The organism is Anaerozeibacter quisquiliarum (assembly GCF_051162045.1).
Taxonomy (GTDB): Bacteria; Bacillota; Clostridia; order Christensenellales; family Aristaeellaceae; genus Anaerozeibacter; species Anaerozeibacter quisquiliarum.
In genome coordinates, this window is record NZ_JBISDI010000014.1 from 1 (window position 1) to 26991 (window position 26991).

General features: G+C 65.5%; 22 protein-coding genes. 14 read left to right on the top strand and 8 right to left on the bottom strand.

Translation table 11 applies throughout. From position 1 onward, the window contains the following. Positions 1-74: 74 nt before the first annotated feature. The 5 genes from ACH6CV_RS07860 (at position 75) to ACH6CV_RS07880 (ending at position 5657) form a co-directional block, all read left to right on the top strand. Positions 75-365, top strand: coding sequence for a hypothetical protein (locus tag ACH6CV_RS07860; RefSeq protein WP_456357627.1), 291 nt, complete (start codon positions 75-77; stop codon positions 363-365). A gap of 7 nt (positions 366-372) precedes the next feature. Further along, a complete protein-coding gene (locus ACH6CV_RS07865) occupies positions 373-909 on the top strand; it encodes a GNAT family N-acetyltransferase (RefSeq protein WP_456357628.1) in 537 nt (178 codons plus the stop codon). Positions 910-1528: 619 nt separating this feature from the next. After that, entirely contained in the window at positions 1529-2323 is a 795-nt protein-coding gene (locus tag ACH6CV_RS07870) for an ABC transporter ATP-binding protein (protein ID WP_456357629.1), read from the top strand. A gap of 36 nt (positions 2324-2359) precedes the next feature. Beyond that, the gene (locus tag ACH6CV_RS07875; protein ID WP_456357630.1) at positions 2360-4252 is read left to right on the top strand and encodes a hypothetical protein; all 1893 of its coding nucleotides are present in this window, start codon (positions 2360-2362) and stop codon (positions 4250-4252) included. Then, complete coding sequence (locus ACH6CV_RS07880) at positions 4239-5657, top strand: ABC transporter permease (RefSeq protein ID WP_456357631.1); 1419 nt, start codon at positions 4239-4241, stop codon at positions 5655-5657. Before ACH6CV_RS07875 ends, ACH6CV_RS07880 begins: the two co-directional genes overlap by 14 nt. A 326-nt stretch (positions 5658-5983) precedes the next feature. Here ACH6CV_RS07880 and ACH6CV_RS07885 read toward each other — a convergent pair whose 3' ends face one another. From ACH6CV_RS07885 to ACH6CV_RS07910, 6 genes are read right to left on the bottom strand one after another with little or no spacing between them, the layout of a single operon-like run. Next, positions 5984-6547, bottom strand: coding sequence for a YIP1 family protein (locus tag ACH6CV_RS07885; RefSeq protein WP_456357632.1), 564 nt, complete (start codon positions 6545-6547; stop codon positions 5984-5986). 1 nt (position 6548) lies between these two features. Continuing rightward, the gene (locus ACH6CV_RS07890; protein WP_456357633.1) at positions 6549-6824 is read right to left on the bottom strand and encodes a hypothetical protein; all 276 of its coding nucleotides are present in this window, start codon (positions 6822-6824) and stop codon (positions 6549-6551) included. After that, complete coding sequence (locus tag ACH6CV_RS07895; RefSeq protein ID WP_456357634.1) at positions 6811-7359, bottom strand: RNA polymerase sigma factor; 549 nt, start codon at positions 7357-7359, stop codon at positions 6811-6813. Before ACH6CV_RS07895 ends, ACH6CV_RS07890 begins: the two co-directional genes overlap by 14 nt. A 59-nt stretch (positions 7360-7418) precedes the next feature. Beyond that, complete coding sequence (locus tag ACH6CV_RS07900; RefSeq protein ID WP_456357635.1) at positions 7419-7823, bottom strand: hypothetical protein; 405 nt, start codon at positions 7821-7823, stop codon at positions 7419-7421. A gap of 14 nt (positions 7824-7837) precedes the next feature. After that, positions 7838-8617, bottom strand: a complete 780-nt coding sequence (locus ACH6CV_RS07905; RefSeq protein ID WP_456357636.1) for an ABC transporter permease — start codon at positions 8615-8617, stop codon at positions 7838-7840. Further along, the gene (locus ACH6CV_RS07910; RefSeq protein ID WP_456357637.1) at positions 8598-9479 is read right to left on the bottom strand and encodes an ABC transporter ATP-binding protein; all 882 of its coding nucleotides are present in this window, start codon (positions 9477-9479) and stop codon (positions 8598-8600) included. The genes ACH6CV_RS07905 and ACH6CV_RS07910 overlap by 20 nt, the downstream gene beginning before the upstream one ends. Positions 9480-9820: 341 nt before the next feature. On the opposite strand from ACH6CV_RS07910, the gene ACH6CV_RS07915 reads away from it, so the two are divergent. From ACH6CV_RS07915 to ftsY, 8 genes are all read left to right on the top strand, one after another. After that, positions 9821-10831: a carbohydrate kinase family protein gene (locus ACH6CV_RS07915; protein ID WP_456357638.1), complete on the top strand. Its 1011-nt coding sequence runs from the start codon at positions 9821-9823 to the stop codon at positions 10829-10831. A gap of 2 nt (positions 10832-10833) precedes the next feature. Further along, the gene (locus tag ACH6CV_RS07920) at positions 10834-14220 is read left to right on the top strand and encodes a UvrD-helicase domain-containing protein (RefSeq protein WP_456357639.1); all 3387 of its coding nucleotides are present in this window, start codon (positions 10834-10836) and stop codon (positions 14218-14220) included. Positions 14221-14447: 227 nt separating this feature from the next. Continuing rightward, complete coding sequence (plsX, locus tag ACH6CV_RS07925) at positions 14448-15467, top strand: phosphate acyltransferase PlsX (protein ID WP_456357640.1); 1020 nt, start codon at positions 14448-14450, stop codon at positions 15465-15467. Positions 15468-15480: 13 nt separating this feature from the next. Continuing rightward, entirely contained in the window at positions 15481-15714 is a 234-nt protein-coding gene (gene acpP, locus ACH6CV_RS07930) for an acyl carrier protein (RefSeq protein ID WP_456357641.1), read from the top strand. Then, the gene (rnc, locus tag ACH6CV_RS07935) at positions 15711-16445 is read left to right on the top strand and encodes a ribonuclease III (RefSeq protein ID WP_456357642.1); all 735 of its coding nucleotides are present in this window, start codon (positions 15711-15713) and stop codon (positions 16443-16445) included. The genes acpP and rnc overlap by 4 nt, the downstream gene beginning before the upstream one ends. Before the next feature lie 279 nt (positions 16446-16724). Further along, a complete protein-coding gene (gene smc / locus ACH6CV_RS07940; RefSeq protein WP_456357643.1) occupies positions 16725-20291 on the top strand; it encodes a chromosome segregation protein SMC in 3567 nt (1188 codons plus the stop codon). A gap of 106 nt (positions 20292-20397) precedes the next feature. Then, entirely contained in the window at positions 20398-21150 is a 753-nt protein-coding gene (gene surE / locus ACH6CV_RS07945; protein WP_456357644.1) for a 5'/3'-nucleotidase SurE, read from the top strand. 3 nt (positions 21151-21153) lie between these two features. After that, complete coding sequence (gene ftsY / locus ACH6CV_RS07950; protein WP_456357645.1) at positions 21154-22068, top strand: signal recognition particle-docking protein FtsY; 915 nt, start codon at positions 21154-21156, stop codon at positions 22066-22068. A gap of 269 nt (positions 22069-22337) precedes the next feature. Here ftsY and ACH6CV_RS07955 read toward each other — a convergent pair whose 3' ends face one another. Continuing rightward, complete coding sequence (locus tag ACH6CV_RS07955) at positions 22338-24101, bottom strand: RecQ family ATP-dependent DNA helicase (protein WP_456357646.1); 1764 nt, start codon at positions 24099-24101, stop codon at positions 22338-22340. 303 nt (positions 24102-24404) lie between these two features. On the opposite strand from ACH6CV_RS07955, the gene ACH6CV_RS07960 reads away from it, so the two are divergent. Next, a complete protein-coding gene (locus ACH6CV_RS07960) occupies positions 24405-25556 on the top strand; it encodes an aldo/keto reductase (protein ID WP_456357647.1) in 1152 nt (383 codons plus the stop codon). Between the two features lie 96 nt (positions 25557-25652). On the opposite strand, the gene ACH6CV_RS07965 is transcribed toward ACH6CV_RS07960, so the two are convergent. Continuing rightward, positions 25653-26888, bottom strand: coding sequence for a DUF6033 family protein (locus tag ACH6CV_RS07965; protein WP_456357648.1), 1236 nt, complete (start codon positions 26886-26888; stop codon positions 25653-25655). Positions 26889-26991: the final 103 nt, after the last annotated feature.

Genomic DNA, 26991 nt, shown 5'->3' on the forward strand with positions numbered 1-26991 from the left:
TATCCCCGGCGCCCGGCTTTGTTTTGACGCACGCGCGGGTCGGTGTTATAATGACAAGAAAAAGGAGCGACCGCATGGCCAGATTATGGGTTCGCGTGATTCGGCGGCAGAGGATTGACCTGCAGGAGGCGGTGCCCAGCGCGTGGGGCGAGGCGCACAAAGCGCTCGAGGGGGCGCTGGGTGTGCTCGATTTGCCCGTGCCAATGTGGCTGAACAAGCACGAGCGCGAGTGGCGGGACTTCCGGCGCACGGCGTTTTTGCCCGAGCACTTCGTCGAGGCGGTCGACTTTGAGCGGCTGGAGATCGAATACCTGGACGACAGCGGCAAGAAGCGCAAGAGCGCGGATGTGCGCAATCAATTCTGATGGAGGTATGAAGATGGGCAGGGTGATCGGCGAGCGCGTGACGCTGCGCGAGTTTAGGTGGGAAGATCTTACGGACATCCGCAGTTGGGTGTGCGATGCGGACATCACGCGCCACCTGAGCGGCACGTTCATGAAGCCGCATACCATGGAGCAGACCGAACAGTATTTGAAAAACATCCTGGACGGCGGCTCGGGCGCGAACTTCGTGATCGCCGAGCGCGATACGCTTGCCTACCTCGGCCAGTGCAACCTGATGATGGTGGACACGGTCGCGCGCAAGGCCGAGCTTGCGTTCGTGCTCAAAAAAGAGCACATCGGCAAGGGTTACGGCTATGAGGCCGGGAAATTGCTGATCGGCTTCGCGTTCAATCAGATGAACCTCAACCGCTTGTGGCTCAACGTACACGCCGACAACCTGCGCGCGATCCGGATGTACGAGAAACTGGGCCTTCGGCACGAGGGCCGGCTGCGCGAGGCGCTGTACCGGGACGGGAAGTACGAGGACCTGCTGGTGATGGGCGTACTCAGGCGCGAGTGGGCCTAGCCGGTCACGCGCATCCGACCCCGGAGGACCGGGGTGACGATCGCGAATTGAGTCGGGCGGGCGCATCGCGAGGGGAGGGTTGCGACCCTCCCCATTCCCTCCCGCTGGAGGGCGGGCACGCGGCAAACAGGGCGGCCCTCTCCATTCCCCTCCTGGGAGGGGTGCCCGCAGGCGGGGTGGTGGCCCCCGCGGGGCGTAGCCCAAGTCTTCGTACCCGCTTTCTCGAGTTCTGCCGACAGGCTCACCACCCCGTCGCTCCGCGCCACCCCTCCTGGGAGGGGTGCCCGCGGGCGGGGTGGTGGCCCCCGCGGGGCGCAACCCAGGTCCTCGTACCCGCTTTCTCGAGTTCTGCCGACAGGCTCACCACCCCGTCGCTCCGCGCCACCCCTCCTGGGAGGGGAATGGTCACCTGCCTATTCCCCTCCTGGGAGGGGTGCCCGCAGGCGGGGTGGTGGCCCCCGCGGGTCACACAGCCGCGGTTCCGTTTGGCGTGGGTTAAACGCTCGCCCCGCGTGCAACCATTATTTTCCCTCAGGCGTCAAACAATTGGCATGGGGCCGAAATTATGGTATACTTTCATGCAATCCCGAGTTGTTAGCTGTCATGAGGGGGGATCGACTTGCCCGAGGCATTGGAGAGCGTCATCGCACTCAGCGACGTGAGCAAGGTGTACGCCATCGGCTCGACGAAACTGCGGGCGCTCGACGGCGTGTCGCTTTCGATCAAGCCGGGCGAGTTTTGCTGCATCATCGGGCGATCGGGCTCGGGCAAGAGCACGCTGCTCAACATGATCGCCGGGCTCGAGCGGCCCACCAAGGGCCGTATCCGGGTGGCGGGAAAGCAGATCGAGCGGCTGAGCGAGGGCGAGCTAGTCGATTTCCGGCTGCGCAACGTGGGCTTCGTGTTCCAGTCGTTCAACCTGTTCGCCATGCACACGGCGCTCGACAACGTGGCCATGCCGCTGATGTACAAGGGCATCTCGCGGCCGGTCCGCCAGAAGAAGGCGCGCCAGATGCTGGGCGCGGTGGGTCTAAAATCACACATGAACCACAAACCCAGCCAGATGTCGGGCGGCCAGCAGCAGCGGGTGGGCATTGCGCGCGCGCTCGTGACCGCGCCCAAGATCCTGTTCGCCGACGAGCCCACGGGCAACCTCGACCTCAAGACCTCGCGCGAGGTGCTGCGGCTGATCCGCTTAATCTGCCGCGAGCGCTCGACCACGCTGATTATGGTCACGCACGACCCCGAAATGGCGCAGTACGCCGACCGCGTAATCAAGCTGCTCGACGGGCGCGTGCTCGAAGATTCGGTCAACGAACACCCGAAAGAGATCGCGTTGGTGCGCACACTCGAGGATGGCAGCGTGGTGGAATTGACCGATGATGAGATGGCCGAGGCATACGCCAGGCGATAGGGATATTTGAAAAACTGCCGGAGGTTCCTCGCGATTATGAAGAGACAAAAGTTATTCCTCGCGCTCGTGCTGTGCGCGCTGGTCACAATCGGCGCGTTGAGCGCGCACCTCGCATGGGCAGAGGCCGCCCCCCAAGCAGAGGCCGCCTCCCAGGCCGAGCCGGTCGAAAATGCCGAGCCGACCCCGAAGGAACAGGAAGAGCCCACGCCCACGCCCCCGCCCGTCGAGGGCAAGACCATGTACACCAAGAAGAATACCTATCTGTACAAGGGCAAGAAGGCCAGCTCGAAGGGCGCGGTCAAGGTGCCCAAGCACGAGATGGTCGAGGTGATCGATCCGGGCAAGAAGTGGTCGAAGGCCGTCTACGACGGCCGGACCGGCTATTTTAAGACCTCCGACCTGATCGCCGAGCTGCCCGAGCCCACGCCCGCGCCCGAGCCCACGCCCGAACCGCGGCACCGCACGATCCCGCTGCCCAAGTCCGAGGGCGAGACGCTGTACGCGGGCCAGGCGTCCGAGGTGTCGGTCACCGCGGCGCAGCTAATCACCGCGCTGATCCTGGATCACCACGCGCTCGGCGACGGCTACTTCGGCCGCATCCACAGCCTTGTCAATACAAATCTCGACGCCATCCTCGCGGGCAATGTGCCCAGCGCGCTGTCGGAGTACGCGGACACGCTGTCGGCCGCCGCGTCCGACCTCAAGGGGGGCATGACGCTCGACCTGCTGGGCCAAGCGCTGAACGCGAAGCGGAAGGAAGGCAAGTTCTTCACCCAGTCGGGCGTGGTGGCCGCGAGCGCTCTGACCAAGGCCGAGGACGGCACGCTGGTATTCGCGCTGGGCTCGCACACGGTGGCGAGCGGCGTCGCCAAGGGCAGCTACTTCCTGCAGATGCCGCTGTCCAAGGTCCCCGCGCTCAAGGCGCTGTACCCGAGCGCCGAGACGCTGACCGCGCTGCTGCCGGTCAAGGCGGCCCGGATGTCGGGCGGTGGCGGCGGCGGCGGTGGTGGCGGCGGCGGCGGCAAGCAACTGCCGGTGGCGCGGCTGATCCTTAAGGCGGTGCACACCGAGCCGGCCCTGCCCAAGGCGGGCGAGGCGTTCGACATCGTGCTGACGCTGGCCAATACCTCGGAGCAGATGTACCTGCGCAACCTTCAGCTGACCTACACCAGCGCGGAGGACGCGCTGCAGCCGGTGTCGGGCGCGAACATCGAATACATCGACCGCATCGACGCCGGCGCCGACTACCCGGTGCGGCTGCACGTCAAGGCCAAGCCCGACCTGGAGATGAGCGCGGTCAAGCTGGACGTGGCGGTCGATTTCCAGGACAAAAAGCTCGACGCGCTGACCGCGGCGCTGTCGGCGACGGTCAACGTCGAGCAGGTGCAGCGCATCCAGCTGGACGCCCCGGTGTTGCCCACGGGCGAGGTCGTAATCGACGACGAGTACGAAGTGGAGATGGGCGTGTTCAACCTGGGTAAGACCGACCTGCACAACGTCACGGTGCGCGCGGTGCCCGAGGATCCCGCGAAGCTGTCGCCCGGCACGTCCTACTTCATCGGCAAGATGGAGCCGGGCGGCATGAAGGTGGCCCAGCTCAAGATGACCCCGCACGAGGCGGGCGAGTACAAGGTGGACCTGGTGGTGACCTACGAGACCGTGGACGGCAAGGAATCGCAGGACAAGCAGTCGATCACCTTCGCCGCCAGTTCGACCGACCCCATGGACATGGAGCTCGAAGGCGACCCATACGGCGGCCCCGAGGTGACGCCGGAGCCGGAAAGGCCATCGACGATGGCCATATTGGGCATGCTGCCCTGGCAGATCTACGCGGGAGCGGGCGCGCTGGTCGCCTTCATCATCATCATGATCGGGGTAAGCGCGCGGCGCAAGCGCATGCGCGCACTGGAAGACGATGAGATGGATTGACATCCTGGCCTGGTCGCTCAACAACCTGCGCCGGCGCAAACTGCGCTCGGCGCTGACCATGTTGGGCGTGGTGATCGGCACGATGGCGATCGTGGTCACGATCTCGCTCGGCTATGGCGCGCAGGCCACGCAGATGAAGCAGCTCGAGGAGATGACCAACCTGCGCCAGATCACGGTGTTCCCGCACTGGGGCGGGCGCGACGTGGAAGGAGACAACAGCGGCGGCGCGGCGCGGCCCCGGATCACCAAGCTCAACGACCAGGTGGTGTCGCGGTTCAGGCACATTCCGGGGGTGGCCGCGGTCACGCCGGTGATCTACGTCTGGTCGCGCATGGAGTTCGTGATCGGCACCGGCAAGCTGGAAGTCTCGGTGCCGCTGGTCGCGGTCAGCCCGCAGGACTTCGCAAAGTTCGTGAAGCTCAAGGAAGGCCGCCACCTGAGCGGCTCGCTCGACAAGATGGAGTTCATCCTGTCGGAGGCGATGATGATGGAGTTCAAGAACCCCAAGAAGCCCAGGGACTCGGTGGACATCTGGTCGTACATGGAGCAGGGAAAGGAACTGCCGCTGCCCAAGGTCAACTGGCTGCAAGCGCCTTACACGTTGCAGTTGCGCTGGGAAGACATCGAAAAGACCGACGCGAAGGGCGACCCGATCAAATACACCAAGGACTACAAAGCCAAGATGGTGGGCACGATCAAGGCCGACTACCGCGACCCCAACTTCAACACGTTTGGCTACTACGCGGTGGTCAATCTGAACTGGCTGCGCAAGCTTCAGCGCGACAATCGCGCGCTGTTCAAGGAAATGGACATGCCGGACTATAAGACCTATGAGCAGGTTCACGTGCTGGCGAAGACGGTGGACGACGTGGAGGCCGTGGTCAAGGAGCTGACCGAGATGGGCGTGCAGCCCGACAACCCGCTGATGTGGGTGAAGTCGATGCAGGACCAGATCGCGACGGTGCAGGGGTTCCTGGGCTTTATCGGCGCGGTATCGATGGCGGTGGCGGCGCTGTCGATCGCGAACACGATGATGATGTCGATCTATGAGCGCACGCGCGAGATCGGCGTGATGAAGGTGCTGGGCTGCAAGCTCGGCAACATCCGGATGATGTTTTTGTCGGAGGCGGCGTTCATCGGGCTGTTCGGCGGCGGGCTGGGGCTGTTGCTGTCATACGCTCTGTCGTACGCGCTGAACAATGTGGAGTGGCTGCAGCAGATGGTGGCGTCGGTGATGTCGAACACCGCGCTGTTCACGGAGGGCAGCTCGACCTCGGTGATCCCGCCCACGCTGTCGCTGGGCACCTGGGCGGGCGTCGTGGGCGTGTCGATCCTGTCGGGGCTCTACCCTGCGCAGCGCGCGATGGGGTTGAGTTCGCTGGCGGCGATACGGAACGCGGATTGATGAAGGGGAAGGGCCGTTCCCGCGTGGCGACTGATGGGATTCAAGGGCAAGGCCCTTGAGCGGGGTTTGGGGTGGAACCCCAACGTTCCCCCCGTCCCGCCTGTCCCACCCCGCTGCGTTATTTCATTCAATTCACTCCGTCACAGCCGACCAAGTACGCTGACTTTGTCAGCGGTCTGACCCGCTTCGGCGGGTTTTTCCATCTCGTTATTACCTGGCAGCGTGGTCAAAGAAAGCCTCTCGGCTGCTGTGAAGCTACCGAGGGTATTGAGAGACACCGTGATTCAAGTCGGCGCAGGGCAGGCTCATGATTAGCAGAGCGGTCCCTATAGTACGGGCGTTTTCAGTCCAACAGCCATATCGGCGAAGGCCAGGATAAGCACCAACATGCCGCACATGATAAAGGCCGCCCACAATTGCGTTTTTCGCAAGCCGGCCACATCGCGAAGGAAAATGATATAGAGTATGGTTTTCCAGATCAGAACCCCGCCGAACAAATGATTGACGGCCATGCCAAGCAGCGCGTTCCCCCAGAAAAGGAAGAAAAGGTTCTCCACAAAGCCCACCGCAATGGCGCAGGCAAGCGTGGGAAGGTAGGTCAGTCCCCATGTGTTCAAGAATACCCTGAACGGCGTCGCGCTGCCCAGCGCCCGGCAGACGAGGTACAGGCCCGCGCACATCGCCGCGTAGCTCGCGATGCCGGATACGATGAGCCTGAGCGTGTCCGCGCTGAGAACCGCTTTCTGAAAGCCGTTGATCCATAAACCCAGAAGCGGATCGAGAACTGTGATGGCCAGAATGGTCGCGGCGACAAGCCCCCACGCCAGCGACCGGTTTTGCCTGCGGAACGCGTCGGCCGGACGGTTCAGGGCGTCAAGAAAATCGCGCATACTATCCCCCTATCATGAAGCCGATCAGAAGGCTCGTGTACTTGGTCCCCCAAATCAGCGTCCCCAGCACCGCCTGGATCGCGGAGAGGCCGAACGCCAAGCGCCACGGGTAAACCGCAACCAGATTCTCCACGCGTTCCCGCCAAAGGGGTTTGCCGGGCATGGAGGTGTTGACGACGCGGGCAAGCATCTTTTCCTTTTGCGCTTGGGAAAGCCGCGCCTCCCGCTCCGCACCGCGCAGGGCTTCCCCGAACCATCTGTCCTCAGTCCGCTTCATACCCTCTGTCCTCCTCATCGAGCGCGAGATAGCGCCTGGCGAACGCGGCCTTCGCCCGCCGCAGCGTGTTCTCCACGCTCTTTTCGTTCTTTTGCGCAAGGCGCGCAATCTCTCTCACGCTTAGTTCCTCCACGTACTTCAGCACCAGCGTCAGGCGGTAGTGCTCCGGGAGCGCGCGCATGGAGTCCGCGACCCGGCGGCTTTCATGAAGGTTTGCAAGCAGTCTGTCCATGTCCGCCTGCCCGTCCGAAATGTCCGCCGCGCGCTCGTCGTCAAGGCTCATGGATTCCATAGCCTTTTTATACCTTCCCCGGTAGAAGTCCGTGAGCTTGTTTTTCGCAATCCGATAGACCCACGTGCGCACGGAACACAGCCCGCGAAAGCGGTTCAATCCCTGAAAAACCGCCACAAATGTCTCCTGCGTCAAATCCTCCGCCGTCTGCGGCTCCAGCCCGCTGCGAGAGAGCAGATATGCGTAGATTTCGTCCACATAGGCCTGATAGATTGTGAGAAACCGTTCGCCGCTGTTTTCCATCGGCACCTCTTTTATCACATGGTCCTTGGAAGCGCATGGGACCGGGCCAAATCGTGCGGTTACTTGATGGGCAGCTCTTTGCTGAAAACGAGCTTGTCTTTATAGAGAACCCGCAGTGTCAGCTGACCGGCGGCCGCCTTGTCGCCCGGCAGTTCATATACGATGATCCCCCGCTTGTCGGTGACCATTTCCTTCTCTTCGGCATAGACCCGTTGGCCGTCAAGCAGCCACTCCACGGCATACTTCATCCCAATGGGCGATTCGATGAAGGATATGCTTGCATAGACAGTCTTCCCTGCCTTTAGCGTTTCCGGCTGTACGGCTGTTTCGATCTCATCGGCGGTAGCGTAGGACTCGTTTGAGATGATGTGCTTCGCGACCGTATCGTCCTCGCAGCCAGTCAGCAGGAGCGGCATCGAAATGGAAAGAACAAGCAAGAGAGAAACCGCCATCAATTTCTTCATGATTCAACACCCCTTTATCCGCCATAGTTCAGTTCGTCCTGCCGGAGAAACGATCGGAAAGCGATGAGCAGCGCCCCAAGGCTGCCCGCGGCAAATCCGATCAGCGCCTGACGAAACCTCGCCGCATCGGATGGATCCGCCAGCGCGTTCATGAGAACGCCCGGAGAGAGGAGGCTCAGGGCATCGATTGTCCGGTCCGCCAGATGCACAAGCCCGCCAACGGCCTCCAGCAGCATCACATAGAACCGCGGCATGAGGAACAGGCCCGCCGCCATGCTCCAGATAAGCGCCGCTTTCGACGAGCGCGCCAGCACAGAGATCAGAAAGCCGAGCGAGGCATGCACCATGATGTAGCCCCAAAGCGGCAGCGCATACCGGAGGATGGCGCCCAGATGAGCAAGCGTTCCGGTCATACCGGCGACGATCACGGCGACGGGCAGAAGATAGAGAAACGTCATGAACAGCGCGGCGGCACACGCGGCTAGAGTTTTGGAAATAAAGACTTCGCTTTTCGTCACGCCGGAGGTCAACAACATATCCAGCACGTTATGCTCCCGGTCCGCGCTCATCAGGTCATAGAATACGGTAAGCGCCGCCCACGCGCCAAAGATCAGCTGCGGTATGAAAAGCGACATGAAGTCCAGCCGGTTCTCCGTGCTCAACTTGTGCCACCCGGCGGAAGCGAAAAAGAAGTAGACGCACATAGCCGCCATGATCGTCCAGATACTGATCGAGCGCACGTTCAGCGCCCGTTTCACCTCGCGCACTGTGAGCCTATACAGCGTCTGCCGCATGTGGAACCCCTCCTTCCCAGCCCAGTACATCCTGAACGAGGTTCCGGATGCCGCCCGGGGATACTTCCAGCACATCCACTTCCCGCGCTACCAGCGCGCGGACAAGGTCCGGAACCTTTGAATCGTCCGATCGCATGTGCAAAACGGTGCCTGTTTCGTTGGCAGTTACCGGAAACATATCGCCAAGCTCGGACATCGCCAGCCGAGAAACCGGCGAGGTTTTGATCCAATAACTGCTCGCAAGCCGTTCATGACAGCGGAGCTTCCCACGGCTCAGGATTGCCACTTCCGTACAGGTGTCGTTCATGTCCTGCAGGATGTGGGAGGAAATGAGAACGCTCTTTCTACGGGACTTCAGATCGCGAATGATCTCGCCCATCTCCCTTGCAGCGCCGGGATCGAGCCCTGCGGTCGGCTCGTCGAGGACATACATCTCCGGATCGCCCATCATCGCCAGGATCATCTGCAGCTTCTTCTGCTGGCCCGGCGACAACATCCCGACCGGTTTGCTGCGTTCCAGCGCTAGTGTACCACAAAGCGCAAGGCTTTGTTCCGGCGAAGTCTTCCGAATACAAGAAAAAAAGCGAATCGTCAGTTCGACATTCAGACGTCCATCGAAGCGGCAGCATTGCGGCATGTAGCCCACATATGATTTCGCGGTGTAGCGCGTCACAGCGCCGGTTGTCGGCTTCATCAAGCCGAGCAGTACGCGCAACAGCGTCGTCTTCCCGGCGCCGTTTTCACCGATCAGGCCGCAAACCTCCCCTTCCTCCAAAACAAAATCTACATCGTCGAGCGCCACAAACGCGCCAAAGCGCTTCTCAATATGGCGCGCGGCCAGAACTTCTCTCAATACGACCATCTCCTTTCATCCCTTGGGAAAATTCATAGAGGTAGTCGGACAAGCGCGTGAAATCCCTTCGCGCACAAGAGGCGTTACAAAATTTCTCTGCAATGGATGCCCAGTGCTTTCTTCGGGCGACGCCACCCCCCCTTCGCCATTTCGAAGCAGGGGTTCGAGCGCCGGGGCGACGCGTTTTTATGGATCACCGCCAACCAACTGGGGGCGCAACATGACCTCGTATCAGCGCGGCTCGCTCGTGTTGAAGTTCGAACCACGGCTCGCGCGGGAAGGGGACTTGCGCGAAGCGGCAAAACATTGTAAAATCATATCGAATGAATGGATTCGGAGGAAGATAGACCATGGGCAAGGGCATTGCGGTAGCGGGCAATATGGTACTGGACATCATCAAGATCATCAGCCGCTTTCCGGAACGGCATGGGCTGGTGCGCATCGAGCAAAAATCCTTCGCGCTCGGCGGCGCGGTCAACAACACCGGGCGCGACCTGGCGGCGCTCGACCCCGACATGCCGGTTAAGCTGATCGGCATGATCGGTGAGGACGGCGAGGGCGACGAGGTGCTCCGCCAACTCGCCGCTTACCGAAACATCGATACCTCCATGGTGCTGCGCCAGGGCCAGACCTCGTTCACCGACGTGCTCACCGAGCAGGACTCACGCGTGCGCTCGTTTCTCTTCTACGCCGGCGCGAATGGTACGTTCGACCGCCAGCACGTCGACGTCGAGCGCCTCGACTGCGATCTGTTCCACGTCGGCTACATCCTGCTGCTCGACGCGCTCGACGCGCCCGATCCCGAATACGGCACGCGCATGGCGCGCCTCCTGCACGACGTGCAGGCGCGCGGCATCTTGACCTCGGTCGATGTGGTCAGCGAGGTCGGCGACCGCTACGCCACGCTCGTGCCGCCCGCGCTCAAGTACGCCGATTACTTCATCGTCAACGAGATTGAGTCGGGCCGCACGGTCGGCATCGAGTTGCGCGATGAAAACGACCATTTGCTCATAGACCGCGTCCCTGAGGTGCTGGGCCGCCTCAAGGCCATGGGCGTCAAGCGCTGGGCGGTCATCCACGCGCCCGAGGGCGGCTTCGGCCTGGACGAACGCGGCGACTACGTCGCATTGCCCAGCCTCCGCCTGCCCGACGGCTTCATCGTGGGCACCGTGGGCGCGGGCGACGCCTTCTGCGCGGGCGTGCTGCACGCGGCCTACAAGGGCGACAATCTGCGCCAGGCGATCGCGGACGGCATCGCCGCGGCCGCCTGCTCCCTGCAAGCCGCGGGCGCGTCCGAGGCCATGCGGGCGGTCGACGAGGTGCGCGCGTTGTACGCACGCATGCCCAAGCAGGTGTTCTAGCGATGCCCTGGACGCCGGACCAGCAAAGGGCGATCAAGGCGCGCGGCGAGAACCTGCTGCTGTCCGCCGCCGCCGGATCGGGCAAGACCAGCGTGTTGGTCGAGCGCGTGCTGGCGCTGATCGAAGAGGGCGCGAACGTCGATCAGATGCTGATTATCACCTTTTCGCGCGCCGCCGCCGCCGAAATGAAGGCGCGGCTGACAGGCGCGCTACACGAGCGCGCGGCGTCGAGCGCGTGCTGCCGCCGTCAGCTCGAGCGGGTGGAGCGCGCCAGCGTGTCCACGATCCACGCATTTTGCATCGACGTGCTGCGCGCCCACTTCGAGGCGGCGCTCGTCGATCCCAGCTTTCGCGTGCTCGACGACGCCGAGGCCCGCCAGCTCGAGGCGCGCGCCTTGTCTGAAACGCTCGAGCGCGCCTGCGAGGAACGGCCCGAGTTGGTGGCCGCGCTCGATTTCGGGCGCGACATCAAGCAGCTGGGCGCGATGATCGCACATCTCTATCACTTCGCCCAGGAGCGCCCCGACCCGGAGCGGTGGCTTGACGACGCCTGCCGCGCCTGGCCTGCGGGCGACGCGCGGCTGTGGGCCGATGAACTGCTGGGGGGCGCGCGCGTCGCGCTCGACGAGGCCGAGGGGCTGATCGGGTACGCGCTTGAGCTTTCCGCGTCGCCGCTCGGGCCGCGCGTCTACGCGCCGGCGCTCGAGGACGACCTCCGCGCGATCGCCGCGCTGCCCGGCCTTGACTACGAGGCGCTGCGCCGGGCGCTTATGGAATACGAACAAACCCGGATCGCGCCGCTGCGCGTCAAGGAGGATGACCCCGACGCCGAGGCGCGCCGCGCGCTGGGCGAGCAGGTCAAGGCGCTGCGCAAGGACGCCAAGGCCTCGATTGAACGCGCCCAGGCGCTGCTGCCCGAGCTCGAATCCGCGCTCGAGGACATGCGGCTCAGCCTCGACGCGCTCGAGGCGCTGCGCGCGCTGACGCTGGACTTCGGCGAGCGGCTTCAAACGCTCGAGGCCGACCGCTCCGCGCTGTCGTTCAGCGATCTGGAGCACGCCGCGCTGCGCGCGCTGGGCGATCCGGGCGTGGGCGAGGCCATCCGCGCGCGCTTCTCCCACGTATTCGTCGACGAGTACCAGGACGTGAGCGACCTGCAGGAGGCGCTGATCGTCAAGGTCGCGCGCGAGGGCAACCTGTTCATGGTGGGCGACGTCAAGCAGTCGATCTACCGCTTCCGTCAGGCCGAGCCCACGCTGTTCATCGAGAAATATCACCGCTACGGAAAGGGCGCGGGCGGGCGGCTGATCGCGCTTTCGCACAACTTCCGCTCGCGGCCGGGCATCCTCGCGCTGGTCAACCGGGTATTCGAGCGCGCCATGTCGGGCCCGGACGCCGAGACGCCCTACGACGACGCGGCGCGGCTGCGCCCCGGCGCGGCGTTCGCGGACGCGGAGCCGCCGATCGAGCTGCACCTGATCGCGCCGGACTCGAAGGAAGACAGCGAGCGGGCCGAACTTTCCAAGGCCGAGCGCGAGGGGGCGCTGGTCGCGGCGCGCATCCGCGCGCTGCTCCTGGAGACACTGCCCGCCGGGGACGCTCGCCGCCCGGTCCGCCCGCGCGACATCGCGGTGATCGCGCGTACCCGCTCGGCGCTCGCCGCCTGCGAGCGCATGCTGCGCGAGGCCGGCATCCCGGCCTACGCCGACGTGGACGGCGGCTATTTCGACGCGCTCGAGGTGCGCATCATGCTCTCGCTGCTCGAGCTCATCGAAAACCGCCGGCGCGACTACCCCTTGCTCGCGGTACTGCGCTCGCCGATCGGGGGCCTCACCAGCACCGAGCTTGCCCAGGTGCGCGCGGCCCGGCCCGAGGGTTCGTTCCGCGACGCGATGATCGAGTATCTGCCGCGCGGCGACGAGACGGCGGCCAAGCTGCGCGCGCTCGAAGAAGACCTCGACCGCTGGCGCGCGCTCAGCCGTGCGCTGCCGCTCGGCGAGTTCGTGGACCTGCTGCTGCGCGAGACCGGGTTCTACGCCTACGCCGGGGCCATGCCGGGCGGGGCTGCGCGCCAGGGCAACCTCGACCTGCTGTGCGCCTATGCCAGCGACTTCGAGGCGGCGCAGGGCGGCGGACTGACCGGCTTTCTGTCCTATGTGGCCGAGGTGGCGGCCACCGGCGGCGACCTGTCCGCCGCGCACGCGCTGGGCGCGGGCGACGACGTGGTGCGGCTGATGACCGCGCACAAGTCGAAGGGACTCGAGTTCCCGATCGTGCTGGCAATCCAGTTGGGCCGATCGCTCAGCGCCCGGCAGAACGCGGGCGAGCTGAAGACCCACCGGCAGCTGGGCGCGGGGCTGTACCATCACGACCCGACACTCGCCACCCGGCGCGAGACCATCGCGCGGCGGGCGATTCGCCTGGCGGGCGAGCGCGAATCGCTCGAGGAGGAAAAGCGCATTCTGTACGTGCTGCTCACCCGCGCGCAGCACCGGCTGATCCTGGTGGGCAGCCAGGACGCGTTAGGCGCCGCGCGGCGCAGGTGGGAGGCTGCCCGGCGCGCGCCGATTGCGCCGCAGAGCTTCCTCGACATGATCGTGCCCGCATTGCCGGAGATGGGCGAAGCGCCCGAGATTCAGGTGACTTGGCATGAGGGCGTGCGCCCCGAGGGTCCCGCCCGGGCGCATGAGGCGGAATCGCCGCCGACGCCCGCCGAGGTGCGCTCGGCGATCGACGCGCTTTCGTGGCGCTACCCGCACGAGGGCGAGGCGTTCCTGCCGGTCAAACTGACGGTGTCGGGGCTTTCGCGTTCGCTCGAGGGCGCGCACGAAGCGCCGCCGATGGTTAGGCGTCCGCGCTTTTTGAGCGGCGAGCACGCCACGGCGCTTGAGCGCGGCACGCTGATCCACGCGGCGATGAGCGCGCTCGACCTGCGCGCGCTGGCGGCACGGCAGGGCGCTTTGTTACGCGCCGAATTGACCGGGCAATTGAAGGCGCTTGAAAAGCGCGGCGTGCTGCGGGAGGCGGTTGACCCCGAACCGATTGCCCGGTTCTTCGGGCGGGAACTTGGCCGGCGGCTGCTCGCGGCCGAGACCGTGCGCCGCGAATGGCCGTTCAACCTGCGGATGGCGGCGCGCGAGGCGCTGCTCGTCGATTCCGACGCCGAGCTGATGGTGCAGGGCGTGGTGGACTGCTGTTTCCTCGAGGACGGCGCGTGGGTGCTGCTCGACTACAAGACCGACCGGCTGGACGATGAAGACGCGATGAGTAAGCGCTACGGCGCGCAGCTTACGCTCTACCGCCGTGCGCTCGAACGCATCACCGGTATCCCGGTTAAGGAAGTGCTGCTGTGCCTGCTGGGCGCGGGCAGGGAGCTTCCCGTAGGTTAGGAGGCCCTTAGCGGCTCATGGTTCGTTTGCCCCGCTTTCGCGGCGGTTTGCCGGAAAACTGAACGCCGCGCGCCCGATGCCGACGGCCTGCGCCGCCGGGCGGGCGCCAACGTAGCCCCGCTCCCCCGATCCGTAAAACCGCCGTTCGCCTGTTGCCTTCGCCGCGTTTTTTTGCTATAATCAATTGATCGGCAGTCGGGCCGGTTTTTTAAAGGAGGCTGAAGCGGATGGCCGAATACGTGGTCGCGGTGGACGCGATGGGGGGCGATCACGCGCCGGAAGCGCCGGTTCAGGGCGCGATCCTCGCGCTCAAGCGCTTTCCCGATTTGCGCGTACAGCTCTACGGCCCCGCATCGCGGATCGAGGAGTTGCTGGCGACGGCAAGCGATGTGGCCGAGCGGATCGAGGTCGTGGACGCGCCGGAGGTCATCGGCATGCACGATTCGCCGACCGACGCGGTCCGCCGCAAGGTGAATTCTTCGATGGTCAAGGCCATGCTGGCCGTCAAGGAGGGCCGCGCCGACGCCGTGGTTTCGGCCGGCTCGACCGGCGCGCTGCTGGCGGGGGGCATCCTGCGCGTCGGGCGCATCCCGGGCATCGAGCGCCCCGCGCTGGCCGTGGTCATACCCGGCAGAAAGAAGCCGTTCCTGCTGCTGGACTGCGGCGCGAACGTCGACTGCCTGCCGCGCGTGCTGGCGCTGTTCGGGCTGATGGGCTCGATCTACATGAATCGCGTGATGGGCGTCGAATCGCCCGACGTGCGGCTGGTCAACATCGGCACGGAGACCGAGAAGGGCAACCGGCTGTCGAAAGACGCCCATCAGCTGATGTCCGCGCAGCAGGTCTACCGCTTCGGCGGCAACGTCGAGGCGCGCGACGTGCCGCTCGGCGCATGCGACGTGGTGGTGGCCGACGGCTTCGACGGCAACTTGCTGCTCAAGTATACCGAGGGCTTGTCGTCGGCGCTGATGGGCATGCTCAAGGATGAGATGATGTCGAGCGCGCGCGCCAAGCTGGGCGCGCTGCTGCTGGGGCCCACGCTCCGCGCCTTCAAGGATAAGATGAGTTACGAGGAATACGGCGGCGCGCCGCTGCTTGGCCTGCAAGGCGCGGTGATTAAGGCGCACGGCAGTTCAAGCGCCACCGCCATGATGAACGCCTTACGCCAGGCGCGCACGATCATCATGGGGGATGTGGTAAACCTGATCGCCGAGGGCGTCGCAGGGATGACCCAGGATAACCTGTGAGGAGGAAGTACCCGTGTACGAAAAAGTCGTCAATCTGATCACCAACCAATTGCCGGTCAAGGCCGACAAGATAAAGCGCGAATCGCGCCTGCTCGAGGATCTGGGCGCGGACTCCGCCAACATCATGATCCTGATTATGGACCTCGAGAGCGAGTTTGACATCGTGGTCGAGGACGACGCGCTGACGACGATCCGGACGGTGGGCGACGTCGTGGACTACCTCGAGAAGCACGCCGCCAATCGATGAAGCGCGAGCGGTCCCGCTATGCGGCGCTCGAGGCCGAACTCGGCTACACCTTCCGGGACCGGGCGCTACTGGAAACCGCGCTGACGCACCCGTCCTACGGCGGCGATCACAACGTCACGAGCTACCAGAGGCTGGAGTTCTTGGGCGACGCGGTGCTCGAACTGTCGGCCAGCCGTATCTTGTACGAGCGCTACCCCGCGCTCGGCGAGGGGCATCTGACGCGGCTGAGGTCGGCGCTGGTGCGTGAGGAGACGCTCGGCGAGGTGGCGCGCGCGTGGGCGGTCGGGCCGTTGATCAGATTGTCGGCGGGCGAGGAAAAATCGGGCGGCGCGGACAAGCCGTCCATTTTGTCGGACGTGTGCGAGGCGGTGCTGGCCGCGGTCTACCTGGACGGCGGCATGGACGCGGCCTTCGCGCTGGTGGGCAGGATGCTGGAGGCGCACCTGCCCGACGAGGGCAACCCCGACGCGCTGGACGCCAAGTCGCGGCTGCAGGAGGTGCTGCAGCACCGGGGCGACCCCTCGCCCGAGTATGAATTGATCGAGCAGGGCGGCCCCGCGCACCAGCCGGTGTTCCGCGTGCGCGCGCTGCTTAAGGGCGAGGTGATCGGCGAGGGCAGCGGCCAGAGCAAGCGCGCCGCGCAACAGCAGGCGGCTATTGACGCGCTGCGCTCCCTCGCATCGGGCTGCGGCCGTATGCGGGGGAATGGGGAACCGGGGCCGGATTGCTGAAAATCCCGCGGGAGGGCGCCAGAGCAATGAGTACGCGATGCCGGAGGGTATCACGCGAGCAGCCACGCCAAGGGCGTGGGGCGACCATTGCGAATTGAGTCGGGCGCAATTTGGCTATCAGGATTGATTTTTCGTCGGGCGGGCAAGCGCGCCCCCGGGAAAAATTCACAGGCACCGGCAGAGCCGGTACCTATGATTGGACATGGAGGGCCTCTGCCCTCCAAGCCTCCCGGGGCTTGCGTATGAGACTCCCTCGGGGACAGGAACGAGGTTCCATCGTTGCGGTTAAAGAAACTGGAAATCCAAGGCTTCAAATCGTTCGCGGACCGGACGGAGATCACCTTCGAGCACGGCATCACCGGCATCGTGGGGCCCAACGGCTGCGGAAAGTCCAACATCTCCGACGCGGTGCGCTGGGTGCTCGGCGAACAAAGCGCCAAGACGTTGCGCGGCGGCAAGATGGAGGATGTCATTTTTGGCGGTACCGAAAAGCGCCGCCGCTTGTCGTTTTGCGAAGTCGTGCTGATATTTGACAACGAAGACCGCGCGCTGCCGCTGGATTTTGGCGAGGTGGGCGTGTCGCGGCGCGTGTACCGCAGCGGCGAGAGCGAGTACGCGATCAACAAGACGCCCTGCCGCCTACGCGACGTGGTCGAGCTGTTCCGCGACACCGGCATCGGCAAGGAGGGCTATTCGTTGATCGGCCAGGGCCGCATCGACGAGATCCTGTCGGTCAAGTCGGAAGACCGCCGCCAGATCTTCGAGGAGGCGGCCGGCATCGTCAAATACAAGGCGCGCCGCGCCGAGGCGCAGAAGCGCATGGAGAACACCCGGCTGAACCTGACCCGGGTGGAAGACATCCTGAGCGAGCTCGAAGCGCGCGTGGAGCCGCTGCGCGCGCAGAGCGAGACGGCGCGCGAGTACCTCGCGCTGCGCGAGGAACTCAAGGGGCTTGAGCTCAACGCGTTCCTCGTGCGCACCGAGCGCTACGGCGCGCGCATCGAGGAGCTGACCTGCGCCCAGCAGGCGACGAGCGCGGCGCTCGAGGAGGCCGAGGCCGAGAAGCTTATGCTGGGACAGCGGCGCGACGACGAGCAGGCGGCGCTGTCCGGCTTCGAGGCCGACGCCGCCGAGGCGCGCGAGCAGGTGCAGCGGCTGATCCGCGAGGTGGAGGCGCGCGAGGGCGCGGCGTCGGTGCTCCGCGAGCGCATGGCGGCCACCGAGCGCGACCGGGCGCGCATCGAGGGCGACCTGGCCGCGGCCCGCAGCGGCGGCGGCGGCATCGAGGCGCAGCTTTCCAAGCTGGCCGCCGAGATCGAGGCGGGCCGCGCGCGGTTGGCCGCGCTCAAGCTCACCCAGGCGCAGGCCGAGCAGGAACTGCGCGCGCGCGAGCAGACGCTTGCGCTGCGCGAGGAGGAGTCCGAGCGGCTCAAGGCCGCGGTCATCGACACGATGAACCGGTTGAGCGACGTCAAGAGCGAGCAGGCGCGGCTCGACGCGATGCGCGACGCGCTGATGAGCCGCATCGAGTCGATGGCGCGCGAGGAGGCGCTGGGCGGCGACCAGGGCGAGCTGCTGCTGCGCGCGGTGCTGAAAGCCGAGGAAAGACTGGCCGAGGAGCGCGCGGCCAAGGACGAGCTCGACCAGCTGTCGGCGAACGCGGTGGAGCGCGTCAAGGCGCTGGCCGAGCGCGGCGAGGAGCTGAACGAACGGCTGGCGCAGCTGACCGGGGCGCGGCAGGATGTGGCGTCGCGGCTCAAGGTGCTCGAGGAGATGCAGCGCGACTACGAGGGCTATCAGTTCTCGGTCAAGAACGTGCTGATGCAGGCGCGGCGCACAGGGTCCAGCGGCGTACACGGCGTCGTGGCCTCGCTGATCCAGGTGCCCAGGCGACTCGAGCGCGCGATCGACGTGGCGCTGGGCGGCGCGCTGCAGCACATCGTCGTCGAGCGCGAGGAAGACGCGGCCCGGCTGATCGAATACCTCAAGGCGGGCAGGCTCGGGCGCGCCACCTTCCTGCCGCTGTCGGCGATCCGCGGGCGGCTGCTCGACGGCCAGGAGCGGCGTCTGCTGACGATGCCGGGCTGCCTGGGGCTGGCGTCGGAGCTGATCGGCTGCGACGAGAGGTACCGCGGCGTGGTGGACAACCTGCTGGGCCGCACCGTGATCGCCGAGGACCTCAAGGGCGGCATCGCGATCATGCGCGCCGGCCGGCACGCGTTCCGGCTGGTGACGCTCGAGGGCGACGTGATGAACCCCGGCGGCTCGATGACCGGCGGCAGCGTGCAGTCGCGCGTGACCAGCCTGCTCTCGCGCGAGCGCGAGGTCGGCGAACACCGCGAGCAACTTCAGCGGCTCGAGGTCGAACTGCTGACCACGCGCGAGGAGGCGCAGGCGCAGGACGAGGCGCGCGCCGAGCTCAAGCGCGAGCGCGCGGAGCTGTTCGAGCGGCTGCACCAGCAGGAGATCGCCTGCGCACGCGAGGAGGCGCATCTCGCCGCCGCGCAGGGCGAGCTTTCCGCGCACGAGGGCCGCGCGCAGCGCTCGCTCGAGGCGCGCGAGCAGCTCGAAGCGCAGCTCCAGTCGGTCGAGGATCAGCTGTCCTCGCTTAAGGGCCGGTCCGAGGGCGAATCGCAGGCGAACGCCTCGCAGAAGGATCAGGCGGTCGAGCTGTCGCGCATGGTCGTGCAATTGCGCTCGGATGTGGCCGGGCTGTCCGGCGCGGTCGCCGACGGGCGGGTGAAGCTGACCGCCTGCGAGCGCGATCTGAACGCGCAGATGGCCGATCAGGCGCGGCTGAGCCGCCAGAAGAGCGACACCGCGCAGCTGCTGATGGACAGCGAGCAGGCGCTCGAGGCCGCGCGGTTGGCGTTTAAGCGCGATCAGGCGCAGCTCAAGGAGGACGAGCGCGGCCTCGCCCAGTTCAGGGCGGAGCTTAACGGGCGCCGCGCCCGGTTCCAGGCGATCGAGGAGCAGCGCACCGGCGCGCAGGCCGCGCTCAAGCAGGCGGGCGACGGGCTCGACCGGGTGCGCGCGCGCATCGACGAGCTGACCGATCGCAGCCACCGGGGCGAACTGCAATTGAGCCGGGTCGAGGGCGAGCTCAAGGGGCTGACCGACCGGGTGTGGGAGGATTACGAGCTGAGCTACGAGGGCGCGTCGGCCTTCCGCGACGAGGGGTTCAAGCTGGGTGAATCGGAGAAGCGCATCGCGGAGATCCGCGCGCGGATCAAATCGATGGGCTCGGTCAACGTGGCCGCGGTCGACGAGTACCGGGAGACGGTCGAGCGGTTCGGCGAGCTGAACACGCAGCGCGACGACCTGATCAAGGCCGAGCTCGATCTGAACGGCATCATCGAGGATTTGAGCCGACGGATGGAGGCGCAGTTCAAGGCCGAGTTCTATAAGCTCAACGATAACTTCCAGCAGACCTTCGTCGAGCTGTTCGGCGGCGGGCAGGCCGAGTTGCGGCTGGCCGATCCCAAGGACGCGCTGGGCTGCGGCATCGACGTAGTGGCGCAGCCGCCGGGCAAGAAGCTTACGATGCTGTCGCTGCTGTCGGGCGGCGAGCGCGCGCTGACCGCGATCGCGATCCTGTTCGCGATGCTGCGGCTCAAGCCCACCCCGTTCTGCTTCCTCGATGAAATCGAGGCCGCGCTCGACGACGCCAACATTGACAACTACGCGGAATTTTTGAAGGCGTATTCGCGCAAGACGCAGTTCGTCATCGTCACCCACCGCAAGGGCACCATGGAGCGCTGCGACGCGCTCTACGGCGTGGCGATGGAGGAAAAGGGCGTATCCAGGATGGTGTCGGTGCGCCTGAGCGAGGCGCAGGCGATGTGACGCGCCTGCCCCGATGGCCCGCAGGGCCGAGTCCGTACCCGATCCGTAAAACAGCGTCCCCCTGCCGGCATCCCCGCCGGCACGGGAGGATAGAAAGGACCCCATCATGCACATCTTACTCTCAAACGACGACGGCATCCACGCCGCCGGCCTGCGCGCGCTGGCGGAGGCTTGCAGGAGCGCCGGGCACCGCGTGACCGTCTGCGCGCCCGACCGCGAGCGAAGCGCATCCGGGCACGCGCTCACGATGCGCGACCCGCTGTACGCCGCGCGCGTCGACTACGATGACATCGATGCCTGGGCAATCAGCGGCACGCCGGTCGACTGCGTACGGCTGGGGCTGCTAAACCTCGCGGAAGGGCCGATCGACCTGGTGGTATCGGGCATCAACCACGGCCCGAATCTGGGCACCGACACGCTGTACTCGGGCACGGTGGCGGCGGCAATGGAGGCGCTGGTGCTGGACCACGCGGCGCTGGCGGTATCGCTGTGCTCGAAGCGCAAGATGGAATATGTGGCCGACGCGGCCCGGTGGGCGTGTCGGGTGATCGCGGATATGGAATCGCGCGGCCTCGACCGGGCGCATCTGTATAATCTGAACGTGCCCGCGCTGCCGTTCGACGAGGTCAAGGGCGTACGCCCGGCGCAGCTGTCGCGCAAGCGCTATGTGAACGGCTATGAGAAGCTGACCTCGCCGTTCGGGCGCGATCACTACTGGCTGAACTCCTGGCCCGAGGAGGCCGAGGAGGTGCCCGGCAGCGACGAGGCGCTCGTCCGGGCGGGCTATGCCGCGCTGACGCCGTTGACCTGGTCGCTGATGGACGAAGCGGCGCTTACCGGACTGGAAGGAGGATGGTGACGGATGGGACTGTTTGACAAGCTCAAAGACCTGTTCACGGCGCGCGACAGCGCCTCGGGCAGGATGGATGAGTTGGTGGAAAGCCATAAGCCGCCCAAGGGCCCGTATAAGCCGCTCGACGACGAGTTCTACGAGGACCTGACCGACATCTTAATCATGGCCGACGTGGGCGTCAAGACGACGGAGAAGGTGGTCGCTCAGCTGCGCACCCAATGCCAGGACGAGAAGATCGGAGACCCGGAGGAGGCGCGCTCGGCGCTGCGCACGATTCTCGCGCAGGTGATGGGCAGCGAGCCGATGAAGCTGGCTTCGCCGATGATCTTGCTGGTGATCGGGGTGAACGGGGTGGGCAAGACCACCTCGATCGGCAAGCTGGCCATGCGGATGAAGACGGTGGGGCGGCGCGTGGTACTGTGCGCGGGCGACACCTTCCGCGCGGCGGCGGCGGACCAGCTGACGATCTGGGCGGAGCGCGCGGGCGTGTCGATCGTCAAGCAGAAGGAAGGGGCGGACCCGGCGGCGGTGGTGTTCGACGGCATCCAAGCGGCGAAGGCGCGGGGCGCGGACGTGCTGATCGTGGACACGGCGGGGCGGCTGCACAACAAGGCGCACCTGATGGAAGAGCTCCGCAAGATTTCGCGCGTGGCGGCACGGGAGTATCCGGAGGCCCAGATCAAGTCGCTGCTGGTGATCGACGCGACGACCGGGCAGAACGGGCTTGCGCAGGCGCAGGTATTCAAGGAAGTGGCGGATCTTGACGGCATCGTGCTGACAAAGCTGGACGGCACCGCGAAGGGCGGCATCGCCATCGCGATCCGCAGCGAGATGGGTCTGCCGGTGCGCTACATCGGCGTGGGCGAGAAACTGGATGATTTGGAGCCGTTCGACGCACAGGCGTTCGTAGAAGCGATTTTTTAGGAGAAGGGGCGGGAAGGACAGGGCAGATTTCCCCGCGTAAGCGGCGATGGGCGTTCAGAGGGCGCAGCCCTTTGGCGGGGTCCAGGGGGTGCGTAGGGAGCGCGGCCAGCGGCCGATGACGGGCCGGAGCACCCCAATGCGCAAGCGGGCATTCAGCCCGGATGGGCCGGGGCGACCATTGCGAATTGAGCGAGGAGCCCTTGGCGTAACCCCCGCTCAAGGGCTTTGCCCTGTTACCATAGAAATGCGCGCTTAAGAATCCTCACCGTTCACGCGGGGCCGTTGATCTCCCGCAAAAACGCCTCCCCGTACGCCGCCAGCTTCGCCTGCCCTACGCCGGGCACGGCGAGCATTTCATCGGGTGTGCGCGGGCGCAGCTGAATCATCGCGCGCAGCGTCGAATCGGGGAAGACCACGTAGGGCGGCACGCCGCGCACGGAAGAGAGCCGCAGCCTGAGCGCGCGCAGCTGCTCAAACATCGGATCGTCATCCGCCCCGACCGTCCGCGCGCCCGGCGCGGGTGAACCGGCCCGCGCCCGCTTGGCGGGCGCTTCTTGCAGCGCTTCGCCCGGCGCGCACACCGAGCAGTTGCCGCATGCCGCCTTTTCCCCGAAATATTCCAGGATGACCGCGCGCAGACAGCGCCGGCCCTCGCAATAGTCCACCATCCGGTTCAATCGCCCGAGCGCCGCCGAGCGCGCGGCCGCGGCCTCGGCGTTGCCCGCACCGGCGAGCTCGCGCGACTGGTCGATCAGCAGCCGCTGCGTCACGATGTCCGCGCGCGAGAACAGCAGCACGCAGTCGGCGCTCTCGCCGTCGCGCCCGGCCCGCCCGGCCTCCTGATAGTAGTGCTCGATGTCCGCGGGCATGTTGTAGTGGATCACGAACGAAACGTTCGACTTGTCGATGCCCATGCCGAACGCGTTGGTCGCCACGATCACCCGCGCGCGGTCGCGGGAGAAATCGTCCTGGGCCTGCTTGCGCTCGTCGTCGCCGAGCCCCGCGTGGTAGCGCACCGCCGGCACGCCCATCGCCACCAGCCGCTCGTGCACCTTTTCCACGTTCTTACGCGTGGCGCAGTAGATGATGCCGCTCTTACCCGCGTAGCGCTCGATCAGCGAGGCCAGCGCGCGGTCCCTGCGCTTGGGCTGATGCACCTCGAAGCGCAGGTTGGGCCGGTTGAACCCGGTTGTCAGCGCGAACGGGTCGCGCAGCCTGAGCAGCCGCAGAATGTCCTCGCGCACGCGCGCGGTGGCGGTGGCGGTCAGCGCGCACACCGGCGGGCGCGCGCCCAGTTGATCGATGAAGTCCGGGATGCCCAAGTAGCTGGGCCTAAAGTCATGCCCCCACTGAGACAGGCAGTGCGCCTCGTCGACCGCGATCAGCGAAATGTCCATCGCCCGCGCCGCCGCCAGGAAGCGCGGGGTTTGCAGCCGCTCAGGCGCGACGTACAGCACCTTGTACCGGCCCTCGGCCGCGCGATCCAGCGCCAGCTCGAACTGGCGCGCTGTCAGCGCGCTGTTGAGGTAGGCCGCGCTGACCCCGGCCTCCAGCAGCGCCGCCACCTGGTCCTGCATCAGCGAGATCAGCGGCGACACGATCAGCGCCGTGCCCGGCATCATCAGCGCCGGCAGCTGGTAGCAGATCGACTTGCCCGCCCCGGTCGGCATCACGCCCAGCGCGTCGCGCCCGGCAAGCATCGCCTCGATGAGAGGCCCCTGCCCCTCGCGGAACGCGTCGTAGCCGAACACCTCCCGCAGCTTTGCGAGCGCGGCTTCCATATCAGGCGCGTCATGCGCTTCGGGCTCGATCCGGTTGCCCTCGCCCTCGGGCGCGAACCGCCGGTAGCGCACACCGTCCCGCACGACCGTCTCGCCCCACATCGCAAGCGGCCGCACCCACACGCCGCCCTCGCCGTACAGCGCGCGGTAGACCGCCACCTTTTCGCGCGTCTCCGAGTGCTGCGCGATATAGAGCAGCTCGTAGCGCCCGCCCTTGAAATGCGTGTATATGCCGGGCCTGGGTTCTGTCATCGGCGTACGCCCCCTTATCATATCTACCCAAGGCCCTTAAGCCCGTCGTATAGCTCGAGCCGAATATCCCCCATCGTTTTTCAACCTGAGGATTTCAACCCATCTGGCAAATACATCGTTGAGCCCCTGCCATGTCAGCACGCGGCCACCCTGCAATTTCCTGTTTGCCATTGTATCCTTCATTATATCATGTCGGCTGTTGCCAGTAAAGAGACGAACCACGCTCTGAGCTGCGCGCCGCCACTTGCCCCAACCGGTTGTGGTAGAATCCTGGTAAATAATCCAATGCAGGAGGACGCAACCATGCGATACCGCAATCTGGGCCGCAGCGGCCTGTCGGTCAGCGAAGTCGGGCTCGGCGGCGAGCATCTGGAGGGCAAGCCCTACGCGCAGGTCGAGGCCACGGTGCACGCGGCGCTCGACGCCGGCATCAACGTGCTCGACATCTTTATGTCCAACCCCGAGGTGCGAAGCGATTTGGGCCGCGCGCTCAAGGGGCGCAGGGGCGACATAATCATCCAAGGGCAGATCGGCTCGGGCTGGATCGGCGGGCAATACGCGCGCACACGCGACATCGATCAGTGCCACGCGTTTTATGAGGACCTGCTTGAGCGATTGAATACCGACTATATGGACGTGGCGATGGTGCACTACGTCGACACCGAGGAGGACCTGCGCCTGTCGCGCGAGCGCGGGCTGTTCGACTACGCGCAGGCGCTCAAGCACTCGGGCGCGGCGCGCGCGGTGGGCGTCAGTTCCCACGATCCGCTGATCGCGCGCCGGATCGTGGAGTCGGGCGAGGTGGATGTCTTGATGTTCTCGATCAATCCGGCCTACGACGTCGCGCCGGCGGACACCGACCTCGACCACCTGTTCATGGCCGATACCTACTCAAGGCAGGAGGCCTTCTCGCTCGACCCCGACCGCGAGGCGCTGTACCGCGCGTGCGAGACGCGCGGCGTGGGCATCACATCGATGAAGACGCTGGCGGCGGGCGCGCTGCTCAAGGCCGAGAGCTCGCCGTTCGGCGTAGCCATGAGCGTCGCGCAGCTGATCCATTATGCGCTCACGCGGCCGGCCGTGGCCAGCGTGCTGCTGGGCGCGAAGACGCCCGAGGAGATCGCCGAGGCGGTCGCCTACGAGACGGCATCGGACGCCGAGCGCGACTACGCGGCGGCGCTTAAGGCCGCGCCCAAGTTCTCGATGCGCGGCAAGTGCATGTACTGCAACCACTGCCTGCCCTGCCCCAAGCACATCGACATCGCGGCCGTCAACCGCTTCCTCGATCTGGCTGAGCAATCCGAGCGGGTGCCCGCCAGCGTGCGCGAGCACTATCTGTCGCTTACGCGCAAGGCCGGCGACTGCATCGAGTGCCGCCGCTGCGAGCCCAACTGCCCGTTCGAGGTATCGATCGCCGAGCGCATGAGGCGGGCCCGGGCGGTGTTCGGGGCGTAACCGAGCTCGGCCATACCGGACAATCAAGGGGTGCGGGTGATCTATCGACTATAGTCGACAAAAATCACCCGCACCCCTCGTCGTTGCCCACACCCCTCACAGCAATGTGAGGTTCAGCAACCGGTTGATGTCCATTTCGCCCATCTTCTCCACGGAGAATTTGCCGTCCTCGTCTTGGATCCACTTTTCAAATTCCAAGCGCTCCTCCCACGCCTTCTCCATCTTCTCCTGAAAGGCTTCGTCGTCCTTCTTGCGTATCGCCTCGTCGGTTCGCAGCCGCCGGTTGCTCGGGCCGAACGCATTGAAAGCGCCCATGTTGCCCTTTTCGTCGATCCAAACCTGCCGGTACTTCACCTCATTGCCGGTGATGGCCCGGGTCATCGCGTCTGCCCACTTCACATACTTGGGCGCGTCGGAGAGCATCCTTTCGTATCGCTCGGCGGCGGCGGGGTCCATGGCCATCTTCTTTAAGACGTTCGGCGCGATCATCACGTCGAGCTTCTCGGGATAGCGATCCGAGCGCATGCCGGGGTTGACGCCGCCGGCCATGACGTTCAACTTCGGATGCGCCTCGTTCAATCCCTGCAACGCTTTGTCCGAATCGGCCGCCTCGTCCGCCGGAAGCGCCAACCCGCGCCGCCCGTCCACCGACTTTGCGTGTCGGGGGTCGCCGGGCTCAAGCCGTTCGTTTATATCGCCCAGCTTATCCGCCAACTGGGCGGCCAGGTCCTCGACCTTCTGCTCGGCGTCATTGAGCCGCGTCGCCGCATCCGCCGCCGACGCGCCGCGTCCCCGATCGAGCGCGGCTTCCGACGCGAGCACACGGAGCTTGCCTTCCGCGTCCTTTTTCAGGGCATGGAGTGTCCCGGCCTGCTGCAAATCGGCGGACGTAGTGGTGATGTCCGCGAGGCGTTCGCTTTGCGCCTCTTCCAGGGTCTTGGGCTTTTCGTCGTCACGCTCTGGCTGCGGCTTTTCGGCCTGCTCCCTGATCCCTTGCGCCAGTATATCGGCCATCTGCGCGTCGATGTCCCTGACCATTTGGTCGTAATTTTCCAATTCGATCCGAATGGAATCCAGTGTGCCGCCTTTTTCGAGCGTCCAGCTGACCAGCGCACGTTTATGGTCGGCAATGCGCTGCTTCTGCTTGGTCATGCCATCCAGCAGCCCCCCTAACCTCGCCTGCGAGGAAATTATGACCCGATCGCCGTCCTCGGCCTTTTTCGGGCGCGCGGACACGCCGCCTACCTTCTCAAGCTCGACGCCCGGATCAACGCCGGCAATGTTGAAAGGCGCGAAACTGCCTCGCCAGGCATCGCCCAGATGTACCTTCATAGTCATGCCCTCGATCCTTAGCGGTACATATCCGCTTACTCTATACCTCGTATATCGGCGAAGAGCACGCGAAAATTAGGCGCTTGACTTTTCCGCGGCATTC

Coding starts and splice junctions, on each gene's coding strand:
- ACH6CV_RS07860 (WP_456357627.1), top strand. CDS start 75: ATGGCCAGATTATGGGTTCGCGTGATTCGGCGGCAGAGGATTGACCTG.
- ACH6CV_RS07865 (WP_456357628.1), top strand. CDS start 373: ATGAAGATGGGCAGGGTGATCGGCGAGCGCGTGACGCTGCGCGAGTTT.
- ACH6CV_RS07875 (WP_456357630.1), top strand. CDS start 2,360: ATGAAGAGACAAAAGTTATTCCTCGCGCTCGTGCTGTGCGCGCTGGTC.
- ACH6CV_RS07880 (WP_456357631.1), top strand. CDS start 4,239: ATGAGATGGATTGACATCCTGGCCTGGTCGCTCAACAACCTGCGCCGG.
- ACH6CV_RS07885 (WP_456357632.1), bottom strand. CDS start 6,547: ATGCGCGATTTTCTTGACGCCCTGAACCGTCCGGCCGACGCGTTCCGC.
- ACH6CV_RS07890 (WP_456357633.1), bottom strand. CDS start 6,824: ATGAAGCGGACTGAGGACAGATGGTTCGGGGAAGCCCTGCGCGGTGCG.
- ACH6CV_RS07895 (WP_456357634.1), bottom strand. CDS start 7,359: ATGGAAAACAGCGGCGAACGGTTTCTCACAATCTATCAGGCCTATGTG.
- ACH6CV_RS07900 (WP_456357635.1), bottom strand. CDS start 7,823: ATGAAGAAATTGATGGCGGTTTCTCTCTTGCTTGTTCTTTCCATTTCG.
- ACH6CV_RS07905 (WP_456357636.1), bottom strand. CDS start 8,617: ATGCGGCAGACGCTGTATAGGCTCACAGTGCGCGAGGTGAAACGGGCG.
- ACH6CV_RS07910 (WP_456357637.1), bottom strand. CDS start 9,479: ATGGTCGTATTGAGAGAAGTTCTGGCCGCGCGCCATATTGAGAAGCGC.
- ACH6CV_RS07915 (WP_456357638.1), top strand. CDS start 9,821: ATGGGCAAGGGCATTGCGGTAGCGGGCAATATGGTACTGGACATCATC.
- ACH6CV_RS07920 (WP_456357639.1), top strand. CDS start 10,834: ATGCCCTGGACGCCGGACCAGCAAAGGGCGATCAAGGCGCGCGGCGAG.
- plsX (WP_456357640.1), top strand. CDS start 14,448: ATGGCCGAATACGTGGTCGCGGTGGACGCGATGGGGGGCGATCACGCG.
- rnc (WP_456357642.1), top strand. CDS start 15,711: ATGAAGCGCGAGCGGTCCCGCTATGCGGCGCTCGAGGCCGAACTCGGC.
- surE (WP_456357644.1), top strand. CDS start 20,398: ATGCACATCTTACTCTCAAACGACGACGGCATCCACGCCGCCGGCCTG.
- ftsY (WP_456357645.1), top strand. CDS start 21,154: ATGGGACTGTTTGACAAGCTCAAAGACCTGTTCACGGCGCGCGACAGC.
- ACH6CV_RS07955 (WP_456357646.1), bottom strand. CDS start 24,101: ATGACAGAACCCAGGCCCGGCATATACACGCATTTCAAGGGCGGGCGC.
- ACH6CV_RS07960 (WP_456357647.1), top strand. CDS start 24,405: ATGCGATACCGCAATCTGGGCCGCAGCGGCCTGTCGGTCAGCGAAGTC.
- ACH6CV_RS07965 (WP_456357648.1), bottom strand. CDS start 26,888: ATGAAGGTACATCTGGGCGATGCCTGGCGAGGCAGTTTCGCGCCTTTC.